Genomic DNA, 14531 nt, shown 5'->3' with positions numbered 1-14531 from the left:
GAGCAAGGGCTAATCCAGCGCCCCCATGATGCGCCCGGCAAAACCGAACACCCGGCGCAATCCAGCCAATTCCACCAACTCCACGTCGCGGGTCTGGCCCGGCTCAAAACGCACCGCCGTGCCCGCCGGGATGTTCAGGCGCATGCCACGGCTGTCGGCGCGATCAAAGCTCAACGCGTCGTTGGTTTCAAAAAAGTGATAGTGCGAACCCACCTGAATCGGTCGGTCGCCACGGTTGGACACGCTCAGGCTCAGGGTGCGACGGCCCACGTTCAGCTCAATTTCGCCCGCTTCAATCTTGTATTCGCCCGGAATCATGCCGGTTCTCCCAAGGTTTTGAAGTAGATGGCGGTGGGGCTGTAATGGCCGTCCGGGCTGCGGCAATAGTTGGGCAGCTCGCCCACGCGGGTGTAACCCAGCGCGCTGTAAAAGTTTTCAGCTGGGGAGCCCGCTTCGGTGTCCAGGTGCAACAGGCCGCGTTTTTGCTCGCGTGCGCCTTGCTCCAGTGCGTGAATCAGCAACTGGCCAAGCCCCCGGCGGCGTGCCTCGTGAAGCACCAACAGTTTTTGCACTTCGGCGCGGTTCAACCCATTGGTTTTTTGACACAAGGCCAGTTGCACGCTGGCCAGTACGCGCTGGTTTTCGACCAGCACCCACAACAACAGGCTGCCTTGTTCCAACTGGGCATGCACCTCGTTGAAGTAGTGATGGGCTTGGGGCAGATCCAGATCGTCCATGAAGCCGACCGAGGCGCCATGCTGAACGGCGTCCAGCAGCAACACGATCAAGTCATCGCGGTAGTGAGCGAAGGTTTGCGCGGTGACTTGAATCACCTGTTCGGTATTCATTGCGCGCGCTCCGGTGTGGCGGCCGGTGGTAACGCGCCGGGGTTGAGCATCAGTTGCATAAACGTCAGGTCGAGCCAGCGTCCGAACTTGATGCCCACTTGTGGCATGCGCCCGCTGGTCACAAAGCCCAGCTGTTTATGCACATGAATCGACGCCGCATTACCGCCTTCAATGGCCGCGACCATCACGTGTTTATTGCACGCTTTGGCTCGCTCGATCAGCGCTGCCAATAACTGAGGGCCCAGACGCTTGCCGCGCTGTTCGGGGTGGATGTACACCGAGTGCTCGACGGTATGGCGAAAGCCTTCAAAGGGTCGCCAGTCGCCAAAAGAGGCATAGCCCAGCGCCACATTGGCGTCATCGACGATCACCAAAATCGGATAACCCTGCGCCACGCGGGCGTTGAACCACTGCTGGCGATTGTCCAGATCCACCGTTTGCTCGTTCCAGATGGCGAGCGTGTTGAGCACGGCATCGTTGTAAATATCGCGAATCGCCGGCAGATCCGCCGCGACAGCATCACGAATAACGTAGGGCATGGTGCAGCCTCAGGCGATGGGTTGATGGACAGTGACCAGCTTGGTGCCGTCCGGGAAGGTGGCTTCGATCTGGATGTCGGGGATCATTTCCGGGATGCCCTCCATCACTTGCTCGCGGCTGAGCAGCGTGGTGCCGTAGTGCATCAGCTCGGCGACAGTACGACCATCGCGGGCGCCTTCGAGCAGGGCGGCAGAAATATAGGCAATGGTTTCCGGGTAATTGAGCTTCACGCCGCGGGCCAACCGTCGCTCAGCCAACAGGCCGGCGGTGAAGATCAGCATCTTGTCTTTTTCGCGTGGGGTCAGGTCCATGATGGGTCCGTGTATTGAAAGTTTAAAAATTCCTTGTTGGCGCAAGCTTGCTCGCGATCGCATCAGAGCGTCATTACTGACAAGCCGCGACGCCTGCATCGCGAGCAAGCTCGCGCCTACTGTTCGATTTCTTACGTACTCCAAATTCTCGGCGCTAGCGCTTCGCGGCCCAGCAACACCGGGCGCAATAAGCGCCATAAATCAATCATCCAGCCCCGTGCCTCTAAAGCTTCACTCGCCAAACAACGCGCCACCAGTAAACCCGGTAATTGAGTCAAATCGCCACGCACCGGGTTGGGCAAGTTGCGGCAGGTTTCCAGCAACTCAGCACTGATGTCACCCGTTACCAGCAGTGTTGCGAACACCGGGTTGCCGTCCAGCCCGATGGGCGAGTCCAGCAGCCCGTCGTTGCCTAGAATGCGCTGGCGCTCGTGCCACAGCAATTGGCCGTCACGACGAATGTCGAGATGTGATTGAAAGTGTCCCTGCTCAAAACGCTCACCGCTGGCCAGCCGCCCAAGCGCCACCATGTCCCAATAAAACAACCGGGCATCGCCTTCAAGCTCAATGCGGGTGCTGAGTTCGGCCTGCGCGGCGCTGAATACGATGGTTTCTTGGGGCAGCCATTCCAGGGTCGCGCCTGCTGCCACGCTCAGCTCAATGGCCTGATAGGCCGGGCCTGCCGCGCGATACCACTTGGCTGCGCCGGGGCTGGTCAATTGCGCCCAGGCATCAGGCCCCACGCGCACGTTGATGTTCAGTTGGTCGCCGCCTGCAATCCCGCCCGGTGGGTGGACGATGATGTGTTGGCACACCTCGGGGCCTTCGGCGTACAGGTGTTTTTGTACCCGCAGTGGCCCGAGATGGCGGCGCAGGGTTGGGCGCGTGCAATCACCAAAACGCCCATAGCCCAGCTCCAGCTCGGCATGCCAGTTGGGGGTGAACAATGCGGTATTGGCAGGCAGGTTCATGGGTAGGATATTTCCTATGCAAGGTGCGACAGATTAAATCGTCACCAGCCCGCGCACACCCTCTGTTTGCATATTTTCACCACGACCTTGCTGCACAATTTCACCCCGTGACATCACCAGGTACTGATCGGCCAGCTCTTCGGCAAAGTCGTAAAACTGCTCAACCAGCAAAATCGCCATGTCGCCCCGCGCCGCGAGCATTTTGATCACGGCGCCGATTTCCTTGATCACCGACGGTTGGATGCCTTCGGTGGGTTCATCAAGGATCAGCAACCGCGGGCGGCTAGCCAGCGCACGGCCAATGGCCAACTGTTGCTGTTGGCCGCCAGACAAATCGCCGCCGCGTCGGTGTTTCATTTGTAGCAACACCGGGAACAGTTCGTAAATAAACGCGGGCACTGTTTTGGCCTCGCTGCCAGGGAAGCGCGACAGCCCCATCAACAGGTTTTCTTCTACCGTCAGGCGCCCGAAAATCTCCCGACCCTGTGGCACGTAAGCGATCCCGGCTTGCACCCGCTGGTGTGGTTTGAGGGTGGTGATGGGCGCGCCCTCCCATTGCACTTGGCCTTCTTTGACGGGTAACAACCCCATCAGGCACTTGAGCAGTGTGGTTTTGCCCACGCCGTTACGGCCCAGCAGACAGGTGACTTCGCCGACTTTCACCTCAAACGACAGCCCCCGCAAGATGTGGCTGCCGCCGTAGAACTGATGCAGCTTCTGGACATTAAGCATATTAAGAACCTCTTCCGTTCCCCGTAGGAGCGGGCGAAGGCTGCGATCTTTTGATCGTGAAAGATCGCAGCCTTCGCCAGCGCCTACATGAGTTATTCGTCTGTGTTAACGGCCCAAATACACTTCAATCACGCGCTCATCGGCTTGCACCTGTTCCAGCGAGCCTTCGGCCAGTACGCTGCCTTGGTGCAGCACAGTGACGTGGTCGGCAATTGAGCCGACAAACCCCATATCGTGTTCAACCACCATCAGTGAGTGCTTGCCCGCCAGGCGTTTAAACAACTCGGCGGTGAACTCAGTTTCGGCGTCGGTCATGCCCGCCACTGGCTCGTCCAGCAACAACAGTTGTGGGTCTTGCACCAAGAGCATGCCAATTTCCAAAAACTGCTTCTGGCCGTGGGACAACAAGCCCGCGGGCCGTCGCGCTGAGGTGCTCAGACCAATGGTGTCGAGCACTTCGCCGATGCGCTCTTTTTGCTCGCCGGTGAGTTTCGCCCGCAAGCTGGCCCACACCGACTTGTCGGTTTTTTGTGCCAACTCCAGGTTTTCAAACACGCTCAAGGCTTCGAACACGGTGGGTTTTTGGAACTTGCGGCCAATTCCGGCTTGGGCGATTTGCACTTCGCTCATCTGCCGTAAATCAAGGGTTTCGCCAAACCATGCCGTCCCTGCGCTGGGGCGGGTCTTGCCGGTGATGACGTCCATCATGGTGGTTTTGCCAGCACCATTAGGGCCGATGATGCAGCGCAACTCGCCCACGCCGATGTACAGGTTGAGGTTGTTCAGGGCCTTGAAGCCATCGAAACTGACGCTGATGTCTTCCAGCGTGAGGATTGTGCCGTGGCGGGTGTTCAGGCCTTTTCCGGCGGCCCTGCCAAGGCCGATGGCATCGCGGCTGCTGCCCGCGTCTTTGTTGGGGTCGAGAAGGGGTTCGAGCATCACATTTCTCATTGGTCGCCCCTTTTGTTCAGCAGGCCGATAACGCCTTTGGGCAGGTACAAGGTCACGACGATGAACAGCGCGCCGAGAAAGAACAGCCAGTATTCGGGGAAGGCCACGGTGAACCAGCTTTTCATCCCGTTGACCACGCCCGCGCCCAGCAATGGCCCAATCAGCGTGCCGCGCCCGCCCAAGGCGACCCACACAGCCGCTTCAATGGAGTTGGTTGGCGACATTTCGCTGGGGTTGATGATGCCCACTTGCGGCACATACAACGCTCCGGCCAAACCGCACAACACTGCGCTTAGCACCCAGACAAACAGCTTGAAACCGCGTGGGTCGTAACCGCAAAACATCAGGCGGTTTTCGGCGTCACGCAGGGCCGTTAATACGCGGCCAAATTTGCTGCGCGCCAGCCGCCAGCCCAAAAACAAGCTGCTCACCAGCAGCACGACGGTGGCCAAAAACAGCACCGCGCGCGTGCCGGGTTCGGTGATGCCGAAGCCTAAAATGCTGCGAAAGTGGGTGAACCCGTTGTTGCCGCCAAAGCCTGTTTCGTTGCGAAAAAACAGCAGCATCCCGGCGAAGGTCAGGGCTTGGGTCATGATCGAGAAGTACACGCCCTTGATCCGCGAGCGAAAGGCAAAAAAGCCGAACACCAGCGCCAGCACGCCGGGAGCCAGCACCACTAAGCACATCGCCCACCAAAAATGCTCGGTGCCCACCCAGTACCACGGCAGCTCTGTCCACGACAAAAAGGTCATAAAGGCGGGCAGCTCATCGCTCGAGGCTTGGCGCATCAGGTACATGCCCATTGCATACCCGCCCAGCGCGAAGAACAAACCATGGCCCAACGAGAGCAGCCCGGCGTAACCCCACACCAGATCCAACGCCAATGCGACGATCGCGTAACACAAGATTTTGCCCACCAGCGTCAGGGTGTAAGCCGATACCTGAAACGGGCTGTCGGCAGGCAATAACGAAAGCAGCGGTAAGGCCAGCAGCACCAGCAGGCTCAACCCGCCAACCAGCGCGGTGACCGTCGGCCCGGCTTTTTGTGTTGCAGTGAGCATCAGAGGCTGATTCATCAGTCGATCACCCGTCCTTTCAGCGCGAAGAGCCCTTGTGGACGCTTCTGGATAAACAAAATGATCAGCCCCAGAATCAGGATTTTGCCGAGCACGGCGCCGATCTGTGGCTCAAGGATTTTGTTGGCGATGCCCAGCCCGAAGGCTGCGTAGACAGTGCCCGCCAACTGGCCGACCCCGCCCAGCACCACCACCAAAAATGAGTCGATGATGTAGCCCTGACCCAAGTCCGGCCCGACGTTGCCGACCTGGCTCAAAGCCACGCCGCCCAACCCGGCAATGCCAGAGCCCAGCCCAAAGGCGAGCATGTCCACGCGTCCGGTGGGTACGCCGCAGCAGGCGGCCATGTTGCGGTTTTGGGTCACAGCCCGCACGTTCAGGCCCAATCGGGTTTTGTTCAGCAACAACCACGTCACCACCACCACGGCCAGTGCAAAGACGATGATCACCAGTCGGTTGTACGGCAGCACCAGATTGGGCAGCACTTGAACCCCGCCCGACAGCCAGGCCGGGTTGGCCACTTCGACGTTTTGCGCACCGAACAGCAGGCGCACCAGTTGGATCAACATCAGGCTGATGCCCCACGTGGCAAGCAGGGTTTCCAGTGGCCGTCCGTAAAGGTGGCGAATGATGGTGCGCTCCAGCAGCATGCCCACGCTGGCGGTGACAAAAAACGCGACCGGTAACGCCAGCAGCGGATAGAACTCGATGGCTGCGGGGGCGAAGCGCTGAAACAGCAGTTGCACGCAGTAAGTCGAGTAGGCGCCGAGCATCAGCATCTCGCCGTGGGCCATGTTGATTACGCCGAGCAAGCCGAAGGTGATGGCCAAACCCAGCGCCGCCAACAGCAGAATCGAGCCCAACGACAGCCCGCTGAATGCTTGGCCCAGCAGGTCGCCGATCAGCAATTTGCGGGTGACTTGCGCCAGGCTGGTTTCGGCGGCGGTGCGTACGCTGGCATCGGTTTCAACGCCGGGTTGCAGCAGGGTTTCGAGTCGGGTGCGGGCCAGCGGTTCGCCGGTCTCTGCGAGCAAGCGCACAGCAGCCAAACGCACTGCCGGGTTGGGGTCAACCAGTTGAAGGTTGGCCAACGCCAGGCTCAGTGCTGCATGTACATCGCTGTCGGTTTCGTTGGCCAGTTGTTGGTCGAGGAAGGTGAGTTGTGCCGGTTTCGCAGATTTTTGCAGGTGTTGCGCAGCGTTCAAGCGCAGCGTGGGGTCGGCTGCCAGCAGTTGATGACTGGCCAGCGCGGTATCAATCAGGCCGCGCAGGCGATTATTCAGGCGCAGGGTTTTGGTTTGGCCGTCGACGATGATCTGGCCTTGTTGCAGGCCGTTGATCAGCTCAATCCGGGCGGGCAGCGGTTGCGCGGCCCAGCGTTCGAGCAGTTGGGCTTGTTGCGTATTGTTGGCGCCAGCAAAGTCACTGGCGTCATCAGCGTGTGCAGTCAATGGCAGCAACAGCAGCAGCGCGACAATAAAGCGATAGAGGGCAGTGGGCATAGACGTGGCCTTATTCAAGAGCGTGGGAGCTGGCGAAGGCTGCGATCTGTTAACGATCAAAAGATCGCAGCCTTAAGCCGCTCTCACAGGTTTTCGTCAGTTACTTTTCACTGCGTAATCCGGCTTTTTGTCGTTGCCCGAAATGTACGGGCTCCACGGTTGGGCGCGGATCGGGCCGTCGGTTTGCCACACCACGCTGAACTGGCCGTCAGGCTGGATTTCGCCAATCATGACCGGCTTGTGCAGGTGATGGTTGGTCTTGTCCATCGTCAAGGTGTAGCCCGACGGCGCGGCGAAGGTCTGGCCAGCAAGGGCCTCGCGCACCTTGTCCACGTCGGTGGACTTGGCTTTTTCAGCCGCTTGCGCCCACATATGAATGCCCACGTAGGTGGCTTCCATCGGGTCGTTGGTCACAGCCTTGTCCGCGCCCGGCAGGTTTTTAGCTTTGGCGTAGGCCTTCCAGTCGGCCACGAATTTTTGGTTGACCGGGTTATCCACCGACTCGAAGTAGTTCCAGGCGGCGAGGTTGCCCACCAGTGGTTTGGTGTCGATGCCGCGCAGTTCTTCTTCGCCCACCGAGAACGCAATCACGGGGACGTCGGTAGCTTTTAGCCCTTGGTTGGCCAGCTCTTTATAAAAGGGCACGTTGGAGTCGCCATTGACCGTGGAGATCACAGCGGTTTTGCCGCCTGCCGAAAACTTTTTGATGTTGGACACGATGGTCTGGTAATCGCTGTGACCAAACGGGGTGTACATCTCTTCGATGTCTTTGTCGGCCACGCCTTTGGAATGCAGGAAGGCGCGCAGGATTTTATTGGTGGTGCGTGGGTACACATAATCGGTGCCCAGCAGTACGAAGCGCTTGGCACTGCCGCCGTCTTCGCTCATCAAGTATTCAACGGCCGGGATTGCCTGCTGGTTGGGCGCTGCGCCGGTGTAGAACACGTTTGGCGACATTTCTTCGCCCTCGTATTGCACGGGGTAAAACAGCAGGCCATTGAGTTCTTCAAACACCGGCAACACCGACTTGCGCGACACCGAAGTCCAGCATCCGAATACCACTGCCACCTTGTCTTGGGTCAGCAATTGGCGGCCCTTTTCAGCAAACAGCGGCCAGTTGGAGGCCGGGTCGACCACCACCGCTTCGAGCATCTTGCCGTTCACACCGCCTTTGGCGTTGATCTCGTCGATGGTCATCAGCGCCATGTCCTTGAGCGATGTTTCGGAGATGGCCATGGTTCCGGACAGCGAGTGGAGAATCCCCACTTTAATGGTCTCGGCGGCTTGCGCCGTCCAGCTCAGCCCCATCGCTACGATGGACGCGCTCAGGGTAAATGCCTTGATCAAGCTACGACGCTTCATGGTGTGATCTCCAGATATCCAGCTTTTTTATAAGAGGGCGTTAGATGTCTGGAGAGGTCTTTTGCAAGGGCTGTGCCGGATTTTGCGGCAGCTCTAAAGCAGGGCTTTGCGCGATAGTTGGGCGCAGGCTCGCACCTGTTAAGTGCGGCGCACTGTGCGCCGGGCACAGGCGTGCGCTGACTTGGTGCTCTGGCTAACACGCCAGCGCATCAGGCCTATTCGGGCGTCATGGTTTTCCAGCCACTGATGCCGCTGTAGCCGACCATGTGCGACTGGGGGCCGAGGACGTGCTGCTGGCGATGATTTTGCCGTGGTCGAGCACGTACATCCGGCCGCTCCAGCGGGGCGATGGGGTGAGGCTTAAAAGGCGTAATCAGCCGTCACAAAGAACGAGCGCGGCTCGCCCATGATCCATTGTTGGCCGCCATTGTATTGGGTTACGGCATATTGGCGGTTGAACAAATTGTTCAGGCGCAGGCCAAGGGTGGTTTTGGGCAGGGCTTTCCAACTGACAGTGGCGTCGACCACGGTGTAGCTCGGTAGCGTGACGGTATTGGCCATGTCGGCGTAACGCGAGTCAACGTAACGCACACCGGCCCCGGCATTCAGGTCGTCGGTGATGGTTTTGCTCAGCCACACGTTGGCAGTGCGACGCGGGACGTCAGTGGGGCGATTGCCTTTGCGCGATACCCCTTCGTCATCAAATCTGTCGTATTGGGCGCGCACCACCGAGGCGTTGGCTTGCAGTTGCCAGCGGTTGGGCAGTTGCAGATCAAGGCTGGCTTCCAGGCCGTTGGACGACTGCTCACCCACTTGCAGCGAGTTACCTGGCACGTTTGGATCAGGCGTCAGTAAGTCTTTTTTGACGATGTGATACGCGGCCAACGTCCACTCACCGCGCTGGTTCCAAAACATCTGCTTGAAGCCGATTTCAGTTTGACGTGCATGCGCCAGATCAAACCCTTGCTCGGACGGGTAGAGGCTGATCAAACCAGCCACGCCATCAACGCTGGTGGCTTGTTGCGCATACACCGACATGTCGGGTGTGAGCGCGTACACCAGGCCGACTTTCCAGCTGTTGGCCGATAAGCTGCGGTCACTGCGGGAGCCGTCGATCAAGTCATCTCGATCCAGATGCACGATGTCGCGACGCACGCCCGTGACCAGCGACAGTTGATCGGTCAGCTCAGTACGGTTTTCAGCAAACAATGAGACTTGCTGTGTAGTGGTTTTGAACTGGTCGCGATAGGGCGAAGCGCTGACAAAGTTGCCTCGGTTCGGGTGATACAGGTCGATGGGCTCGCCACCTGAAACCACATCGTCATAAGGCGCATTGCTGTGTAGATCGAAGTGGATGCGGTTGTAATCCATGCCCACCAGGGTTTTGCTTTTGAGGCCGAACAGGTCGTGACTGAGGGTGAACGTCTGGCGGTCACCGACCTGTTCCTGTTGGTGCTTGATGCTGAAATAGCCACTGCGCAGCAAGGTTTGGCGGTCTTCGTCCCACGCGTGGCGCTCGGCGTTCTGCCAGCGGCGCTGAGCCTTGAGGTAATACAGCTCGTTGCTGGCGCTCAGGGCGTCGTTGATCTGCCACTCGGTGTTCAAGCGCGTCCACTGATCGTTGTAATGCAGCTTGGCGTCACGCACGTTGTAGTTTTTGTCGCGCAGGCTCTTGTGATAACGGCCATTGATCAGCGGTACGCCGAAGTCGTTTTGCGGTTTTTGATCGCCGTAATCGTGGCTCAGGGTAAACGCCAGATCATCAGTGGCCTGCCAGCGCAGGGCGGCGCTGATAAAGGTGTTTTCAGAGTCACCGTGGTCGATCCAGCCGTTGCTTTGAGTGTGGTTGATGTTCAACCGATAGCTCAGGGTGTCGGTCAGCGAACCGCCGCTGTCCAGCGCCTGTTGCCGGGTGTCATACGAGCCGTAGCCGATGCGCACATGGTTCTCTATTTCGCCGCTGAACGGCTTTTTGGGGATCACGTTGATCACTGCGCCCGTTGCCCCTTCGCCGTACAGCACCGACGCCGGGCCGCGCAGTACGTCGATGCGCTCCACTGACCAATCGTCTACCGGGAACGTTACCGTACCCGCGCCGCTGTACATGCGAATGCCGTCATACAGTTGCATCACCGAGCCTTCGCCAACAAAGCCTCGGGCTGAATACGCTGAGCCACCGTTGCCCGGCGTGCCGGTGTTGCTGATCCCTGTGGTGCGTGTCACGGCGCTTTGAACACTGCGCTCGCCCTGCGCACGAATCTGTGCGCCAGTCAGGCTTTGGACGCTGGCCGGGGTTTCAAGGCTGTTGAGGTTCAGGCGCGAACCGGCGCTGGTGGCGGTCTTGAGGTCGATGTGCTCGGCATTCACTTCGGGCGCGGTAACTGTTGCGACCGGCAACATCAGGGAGGGGGCAGAGTCATCGGCGTGTGCGGGGTTAATCGCCAGCAGGCAGAGGCTGGAAAGCAGGTACTTATTCATCGGGGCAGTGAGTCGCTTCTTTCAAAAGGTGTGCCCGCTGCCTCCTGGCGGCGGGTCATGGAGCTGGGTACTTTTGGTTATTCAGTCACCGTCATTACGCGGTTGATACTGGCGCGCCAGTATAGAGAGGGCTCTGGAATGCGCATTGCAGATAATTCACGGCGGTCATGAGCAGAGTTCACGTTGCCCCTTGCGGCGGATTAACAGCACCAGTCGATCAATGAACCAGACCGCAATCAGCGACGCACCCACCAGCGGGAACACGATGGCCAGCGCGAGCATGATTGCCACGCCGGTTTTCCAGGTGGGTAATGCGTGGCGCAGCGGCGGCACGCCCAAGCGGCCTTGTGGGCGCCGTTTCCACCAGATCACTAAGCCGCTGACCGAACTGAGCAAAATCATCAGGCACACCAACAAGATGGCGATTTGGTTCAGTGAACCGAACAGCTTGCCCTCGTGCAGCATCACGCTCATTTCGGTGGCGCGGGCGACGTTGCCATAGTGCTGCCAGCGCACGTCGGCCAGCACTTGGCCGGTGTACTGATCAACATGCAAGGTGGCGTCGTTGCGCGGGTCGTCCGCAAACACGGCAACGGTGAATACGCCTTCGGCGGTGGTCGGCAAAGTGAGGCTGTAACCGGGCTCGACATTGCGCGCAGTGGCCGTGTCGACCACCTCTTGCAGGCTGATGCCGGGCGCAGCCGGGCCTTTTGAATGCGCGGCGTGGGCCATGTGCTCGGCATGGGCGCCAGACACAGGCATCGGGGTGTTTTCCATCGCCCACGGTACAGTCTGGCGCGCGGCGGTGTTCAGACTGCGGGCTTCAATGTCTGAGGCGGGCACGTTGTTCCACATAGCTGCCGGAAACTGGTTCCACAGGTCTGCGTATTGCTTGCCCCAAAAGCCCGTCCAGGTCATGCCGCTGAGCAGCATAAACAGCAACAACGCTGCGCCCCAAAAGCCTGTGACGGCATGCAGGTCGCGCCACAACACGCGCCCCCGACGGCTCAAGCGCGGCCATAAAACGCCCGCCGCTGTTTGCCCGCGTGGCCACCACAAGTAAAGCCCTGACACGACCAATACGACGCCCCAGCCCGCCGCCAATTCAACGAGTCGGTCGCCGAGGGTGCCAATCATCAACTCGCCATGCAGCGCTCGGGCCACGGCTTGCACGTTGAGTTTGGCGTCTTGCTCGCCTAGCACTTGGCCGGTGTACGGGTTGATAAACACATTGAGTTCGCGCCCGTCATTGCTGACCACGAACTGAGCGCTGCGCTCAAGGTTGATCGGCGGCAGGTACTGGCTGACATGGCCTTGTGGATAAGAGGCCTGCACGCGGGTCAACTGTTCGTCAGCGCTGAGGCTGTGATGGCCGGGGCTGACGTTGAGCAAATGGTCGTACAGCAAGGGATCGAGCTGGGGTTTGAACAGGTAAATAATCCCGGTCAGGGCCAGTAAGATCATGAAAGGGGCCACAAACAGCCCGGCATAAAAATGCCAGCGCCAGGCCAGATTGTAGAAAGAAGGTGTTGGTTGGCTCATGTGAGCGGCTCCGCAAAAGCAAAGTAGTCGATCTTGTGTAGGCGCTGGCGCAGCCTGCGATCTTTTAAAAGCAAAAAATCGCAGGCTGCGCCAACGCCTACGGGTTCAGAGGGCTATTAGAAGCTCACATCAATCTTGGTCCACAGCGTGCGGCCCGGTTCGTTGATGGGGGTCGGGTCGTTGGCGGGGTAGCCGTAACCGGCGTTGCCCGCCATGTTCAGGTGCTCGCTGTAGTTTTTATTGAGCAGGTTGTCGACCCCGGCGCTGACCTTGAGGTTTTTGTTGAGGCGGTACGCGCCGTTGAACGAGAACACACCAAAGCCAGCGCTCTTGTCGTAGTCCTTGCCGACCACATTGCCCGCGTTGCGGTCGATGCGATCTTGACGTGCGACCACGCGCCATAAGGCGCCTGCACTCCAGTCGTCTTCGCTGTAGGTCAGGCCCAAGCGGGTGTCCAGCGGCGGCATTTGCGGCAGGGCTTTACCGTCCGTGGTGTTTTTGCCCCAGGCGTAGGCCAGCGTTGCGTCGGCTTTCCAGTTGGAGGTCAGTTGGTAAGCTGCGCCCAACTCACCGCCCATCACGCGGGCGTTGATGTTTTGTGCTTGAGACGCACCTGTGCCGTAGTCGAACAAGATGTAATCGCGGATTTGCCCTGCGTACACCGAGGCCCACGCTTCGAGGGTTTGCGTTTTGTATTGCAGGCCCGCATCGAGCTGAGTGGTTTTTTCAGGCTTGATGGCATCGAACGCGTTCACCGAACCAGCGGGGCCGGAGGTGGGTGAAAACAGCTCCCAATAATCAGGGAAACGTTGGGCGTGACCTAAACCGGCATACACCGTGGTCGGGCTGTTTGCCATGTCGTGCTCGTAGCGCACAAAGCCGCTGGGCAATGTGTCGGCACGGGTTTTGTCGTAGGTCGGGTTGGCCTTGCTCATCATCATGGAGCCAATGGTTGCTCGGTAATCCTTGGCCGATGCGCGATCCAGGCGTGCGCCGGTGATCACACGGTCGCGCTCGGCGGCATACCAGGTCAGCTCGCCAAAGGCGCCGTAGTTGTGGAAGTCGGCGTCTTTGCTCCAGTTTTCATCTTTGTAGGTGTCGATGCCCATGCCCGAGCGTTTGCGGTGCTCGTTGGTTTGCGCGTCAATGCCGCTGATCAACTGGTAATCGGCCCAGCGCCAAGTGGCTTTGATACGGGCGCCGAGGGTGCGACGGTCAACGTTGCTGGCCATCGGCCCGGCCATCATTCCAGTGCCAGAAGGCGTGCGCAGGGTGTAGTTGTCCATCACGTGATCGGCGTAGTTGTAGTAAACCTGCGCTTCGATCTTGTCGAGCACCTCGCCGATGTTGGATTTTTCAAAGCGCAGGCCAAGGCTTTCGCGCTTGTACTGACTGCCATCCATACCGCGTCCGGCAGAGCGTGCTTCGCCGTCGCCCTTGCCGGCGGTGAGTTCAAGCAAAGTGTCGGCGTCTGGCGTCCAGCCCAGTGCAATGTCGCCGTTCCATTTGTCGTAACGCGAGGGCACGGTGTCGCCGTTGCCGTCTTTGTAGTCATCGGAATGGGCGGTGTTGCCGATGACACGCACGTAGCCCAAAGGGCCACCGGCGGCGGCGTCGATGGTCTTGTCGAAGCGCCCGTTGGAGCCGGCTAACACACTGGCGTTAACCCGCGTGCCCAGTTCGCCAAAGTGCTCGGGTTCGCGATCAAACAAGATGGTGCCCGCCGATGCGCCTGGCCCCCAAAGCACGGTTTGCGGGCCTTTGATGACGGTGAGCGTGTCGTAGGTTTCGGGCGAGATGTACGACGTTGGCGCATCCATGCGACCGGGGCACGCGCCGAGCATCAGGCCGCCGTTGGTGAGGATGTTCAGTCGTGAACCGAACATGCCGCGCAGTACGGGGTCGCCGTTGGTGCCGCCATTGCGGATCAAGGCGAAGCCGGGAATGGTTTTCAGATAGTCACCACCATCACTGGCGGGCACGGGCTGACGCGGGTCTTTGGGGTTGGTGACGATGGTCAGCGGCGAGCTGGGGGCGATGGCGGTGATCACCAGCGGGCTCAGTTCATTGGTATGGGCGGCATGTTCATCAACCGTTTCGGCCGCAAGGGCGGCGGGGGCCAGCAGTGCGCAGCACAATGCGCTCAGGGCAAAAGGCAACACGGTTTGGCCGTGCGGCAAACGGCGGACAGCAGTAAAACGCGACATAAACATTCCAA

The 14531-nt window shown here is 59.5% G+C and carries 13 protein-coding genes; all 13 read right to left on the bottom strand.

Annotated features, from left to right (window positions below):
- Positions 1-9: 9 nt before the first annotated feature.
- Positions 10-318, bottom strand: a complete 309-nt coding sequence (locus ACZRJQ_RS17615; RefSeq protein WP_463979606.1) for an urease subunit beta — start codon at positions 316-318, stop codon at positions 10-12.
- On the bottom strand, positions 315-848 hold the full coding sequence (locus ACZRJQ_RS17610) for a GNAT family N-acetyltransferase (protein WP_463979605.1): 534 nt from the start codon (positions 846-848) through the stop codon (positions 315-317). Before ACZRJQ_RS17610 ends, ACZRJQ_RS17615 begins: the two co-directional genes overlap by 4 nt.
- Entirely contained in the window at positions 845-1387 is a 543-nt protein-coding gene (locus tag ACZRJQ_RS17605) for an N-acetyltransferase family protein (protein WP_463979604.1), read from the bottom strand. Before ACZRJQ_RS17605 ends, ACZRJQ_RS17610 begins: the two co-directional genes overlap by 4 nt.
- Positions 1388-1396: 9 nt before the next feature.
- Positions 1397-1699, bottom strand: a complete 303-nt coding sequence (gene ureA / locus ACZRJQ_RS17600; protein WP_463979603.1) for an urease subunit gamma — start codon at positions 1697-1699, stop codon at positions 1397-1399.
- Positions 1700-1830: 131 nt separating this feature from the next.
- Positions 1831-2670, bottom strand: coding sequence for an urease accessory protein UreD (locus ACZRJQ_RS17595; RefSeq protein ID WP_463979602.1), 840 nt, complete (start codon positions 2668-2670; stop codon positions 1831-1833).
- A 33-nt stretch (positions 2671-2703) separates the two neighbouring features.
- Entirely contained in the window at positions 2704-3402 is a 699-nt protein-coding gene (gene urtE, locus ACZRJQ_RS17590; RefSeq protein WP_463979601.1) for an urea ABC transporter ATP-binding subunit UrtE, read from the bottom strand.
- A 105-nt stretch (positions 3403-3507) separates the two neighbouring features.
- Entirely contained in the window at positions 3508-4353 is an 846-nt protein-coding gene (gene urtD / locus ACZRJQ_RS17585; RefSeq protein WP_463979600.1) for an urea ABC transporter ATP-binding protein UrtD, read from the bottom strand.
- Positions 4350-5429, bottom strand: a complete 1080-nt coding sequence (gene urtC / locus ACZRJQ_RS17580; protein ID WP_463979599.1) for an urea ABC transporter permease subunit UrtC — start codon at positions 5427-5429, stop codon at positions 4350-4352. Before urtC ends, urtD begins: the two co-directional genes overlap by 4 nt.
- Positions 5429-6931: an urea ABC transporter permease subunit UrtB gene (gene urtB / locus ACZRJQ_RS17575; RefSeq protein WP_463979598.1), complete on the bottom strand. Its 1503-nt coding sequence runs from the start codon at positions 6929-6931 to the stop codon at positions 5429-5431. The genes urtC and urtB overlap by 1 nt, the downstream gene beginning before the upstream one ends.
- A gap of 96 nt (positions 6932-7027) precedes the next feature.
- Positions 7028-8293 carry an urea ABC transporter substrate-binding protein gene (urtA, locus tag ACZRJQ_RS17570; protein WP_463979597.1) on the bottom strand — a complete coding sequence of 422 codons (1266 nt, stop codon included), beginning with the start codon at positions 8291-8293 and terminating at the stop codon, positions 7028-7030.
- 360 nt (positions 8294-8653) lie between these two features.
- The gene (locus tag ACZRJQ_RS17565; RefSeq protein WP_463979596.1) at positions 8654-10771 is read right to left on the bottom strand and encodes a TonB-dependent receptor; all 2118 of its coding nucleotides are present in this window, start codon (positions 10769-10771) and stop codon (positions 8654-8656) included.
- 165 nt (positions 10772-10936) lie between these two features.
- The gene (locus tag ACZRJQ_RS17560; protein ID WP_463979595.1) at positions 10937-12313 is read right to left on the bottom strand and encodes a PepSY-associated TM helix domain-containing protein; all 1377 of its coding nucleotides are present in this window, start codon (positions 12311-12313) and stop codon (positions 10937-10939) included.
- 116 nt (positions 12314-12429) lie between these two features.
- Entirely contained in the window at positions 12430-14520 is a 2091-nt protein-coding gene (locus ACZRJQ_RS17555) for a TonB-dependent copper receptor (protein ID WP_463979594.1), read from the bottom strand.
- Between the last annotated feature and the right edge of the window lie 11 nt (positions 14521-14531).

This window comes from Pseudomonas sp. E315 (assembly GCF_055406205.1).
Note: the sequence above shows the minus strand (reverse complement) of the source record. Positions and strands in the feature narration are given on the sequence as shown.

Bases quoted from the DNA above. Each gene is read 5' to 3' on its own strand.
- ACZRJQ_RS17615 (WP_463979606.1), bottom strand. From the start codon at position 318: ATGATTCCGGGCGAATACAAGATTGAAGCGGGCGAAATTGAGCTGAAC.
- ACZRJQ_RS17610 (WP_463979605.1), bottom strand. From the start codon at position 848: ATGAATACCGAACAGGTGATTCAAGTCACCGCGCAAACCTTCGCTCAC.
- ACZRJQ_RS17605 (WP_463979604.1), bottom strand. From the start codon at position 1,387: ATGCCCTACGTTATTCGTGATGCTGTCGCGGCGGATCTGCCGGCGATT.
- ureA (WP_463979603.1), bottom strand. From the start codon at position 1,699: ATGGACCTGACCCCACGCGAAAAAGACAAGATGCTGATCTTCACCGCC.
- ACZRJQ_RS17595 (WP_463979602.1), bottom strand. From the start codon at position 2,670: ATGAACCTGCCTGCCAATACCGCATTGTTCACCCCCAACTGGCATGCC.
- urtE (WP_463979601.1), bottom strand. From the start codon at position 3,402: ATGCTTAATGTCCAGAAGCTGCATCAGTTCTACGGCGGCAGCCACATC.
- urtD (WP_463979600.1), bottom strand. From the start codon at position 4,353: ATGAGAAATGTGATGCTCGAACCCCTTCTCGACCCCAACAAAGACGCG.
- urtC (WP_463979599.1), bottom strand. From the start codon at position 5,429: ATGAATCAGCCTCTGATGCTCACTGCAACACAAAAAGCCGGGCCGACG.
- urtB (WP_463979598.1), bottom strand. From the start codon at position 6,931: ATGCCCACTGCCCTCTATCGCTTTATTGTCGCGCTGCTGCTGTTGCTG.
- urtA (WP_463979597.1), bottom strand. From the start codon at position 8,293: ATGAAGCGTCGTAGCTTGATCAAGGCATTTACCCTGAGCGCGTCCATC.
- ACZRJQ_RS17565 (WP_463979596.1), bottom strand. From the start codon at position 10,771: ATGAATAAGTACCTGCTTTCCAGCCTCTGCCTGCTGGCGATTAACCCC.
- ACZRJQ_RS17560 (WP_463979595.1), bottom strand. From the start codon at position 12,313: ATGAGCCAACCAACACCTTCTTTCTACAATCTGGCCTGGCGCTGGCAT.
- ACZRJQ_RS17555 (WP_463979594.1), bottom strand. From the start codon at position 14,520: ATGTCGCGTTTTACTGCTGTCCGCCGTTTGCCGCACGGCCAAACCGTG.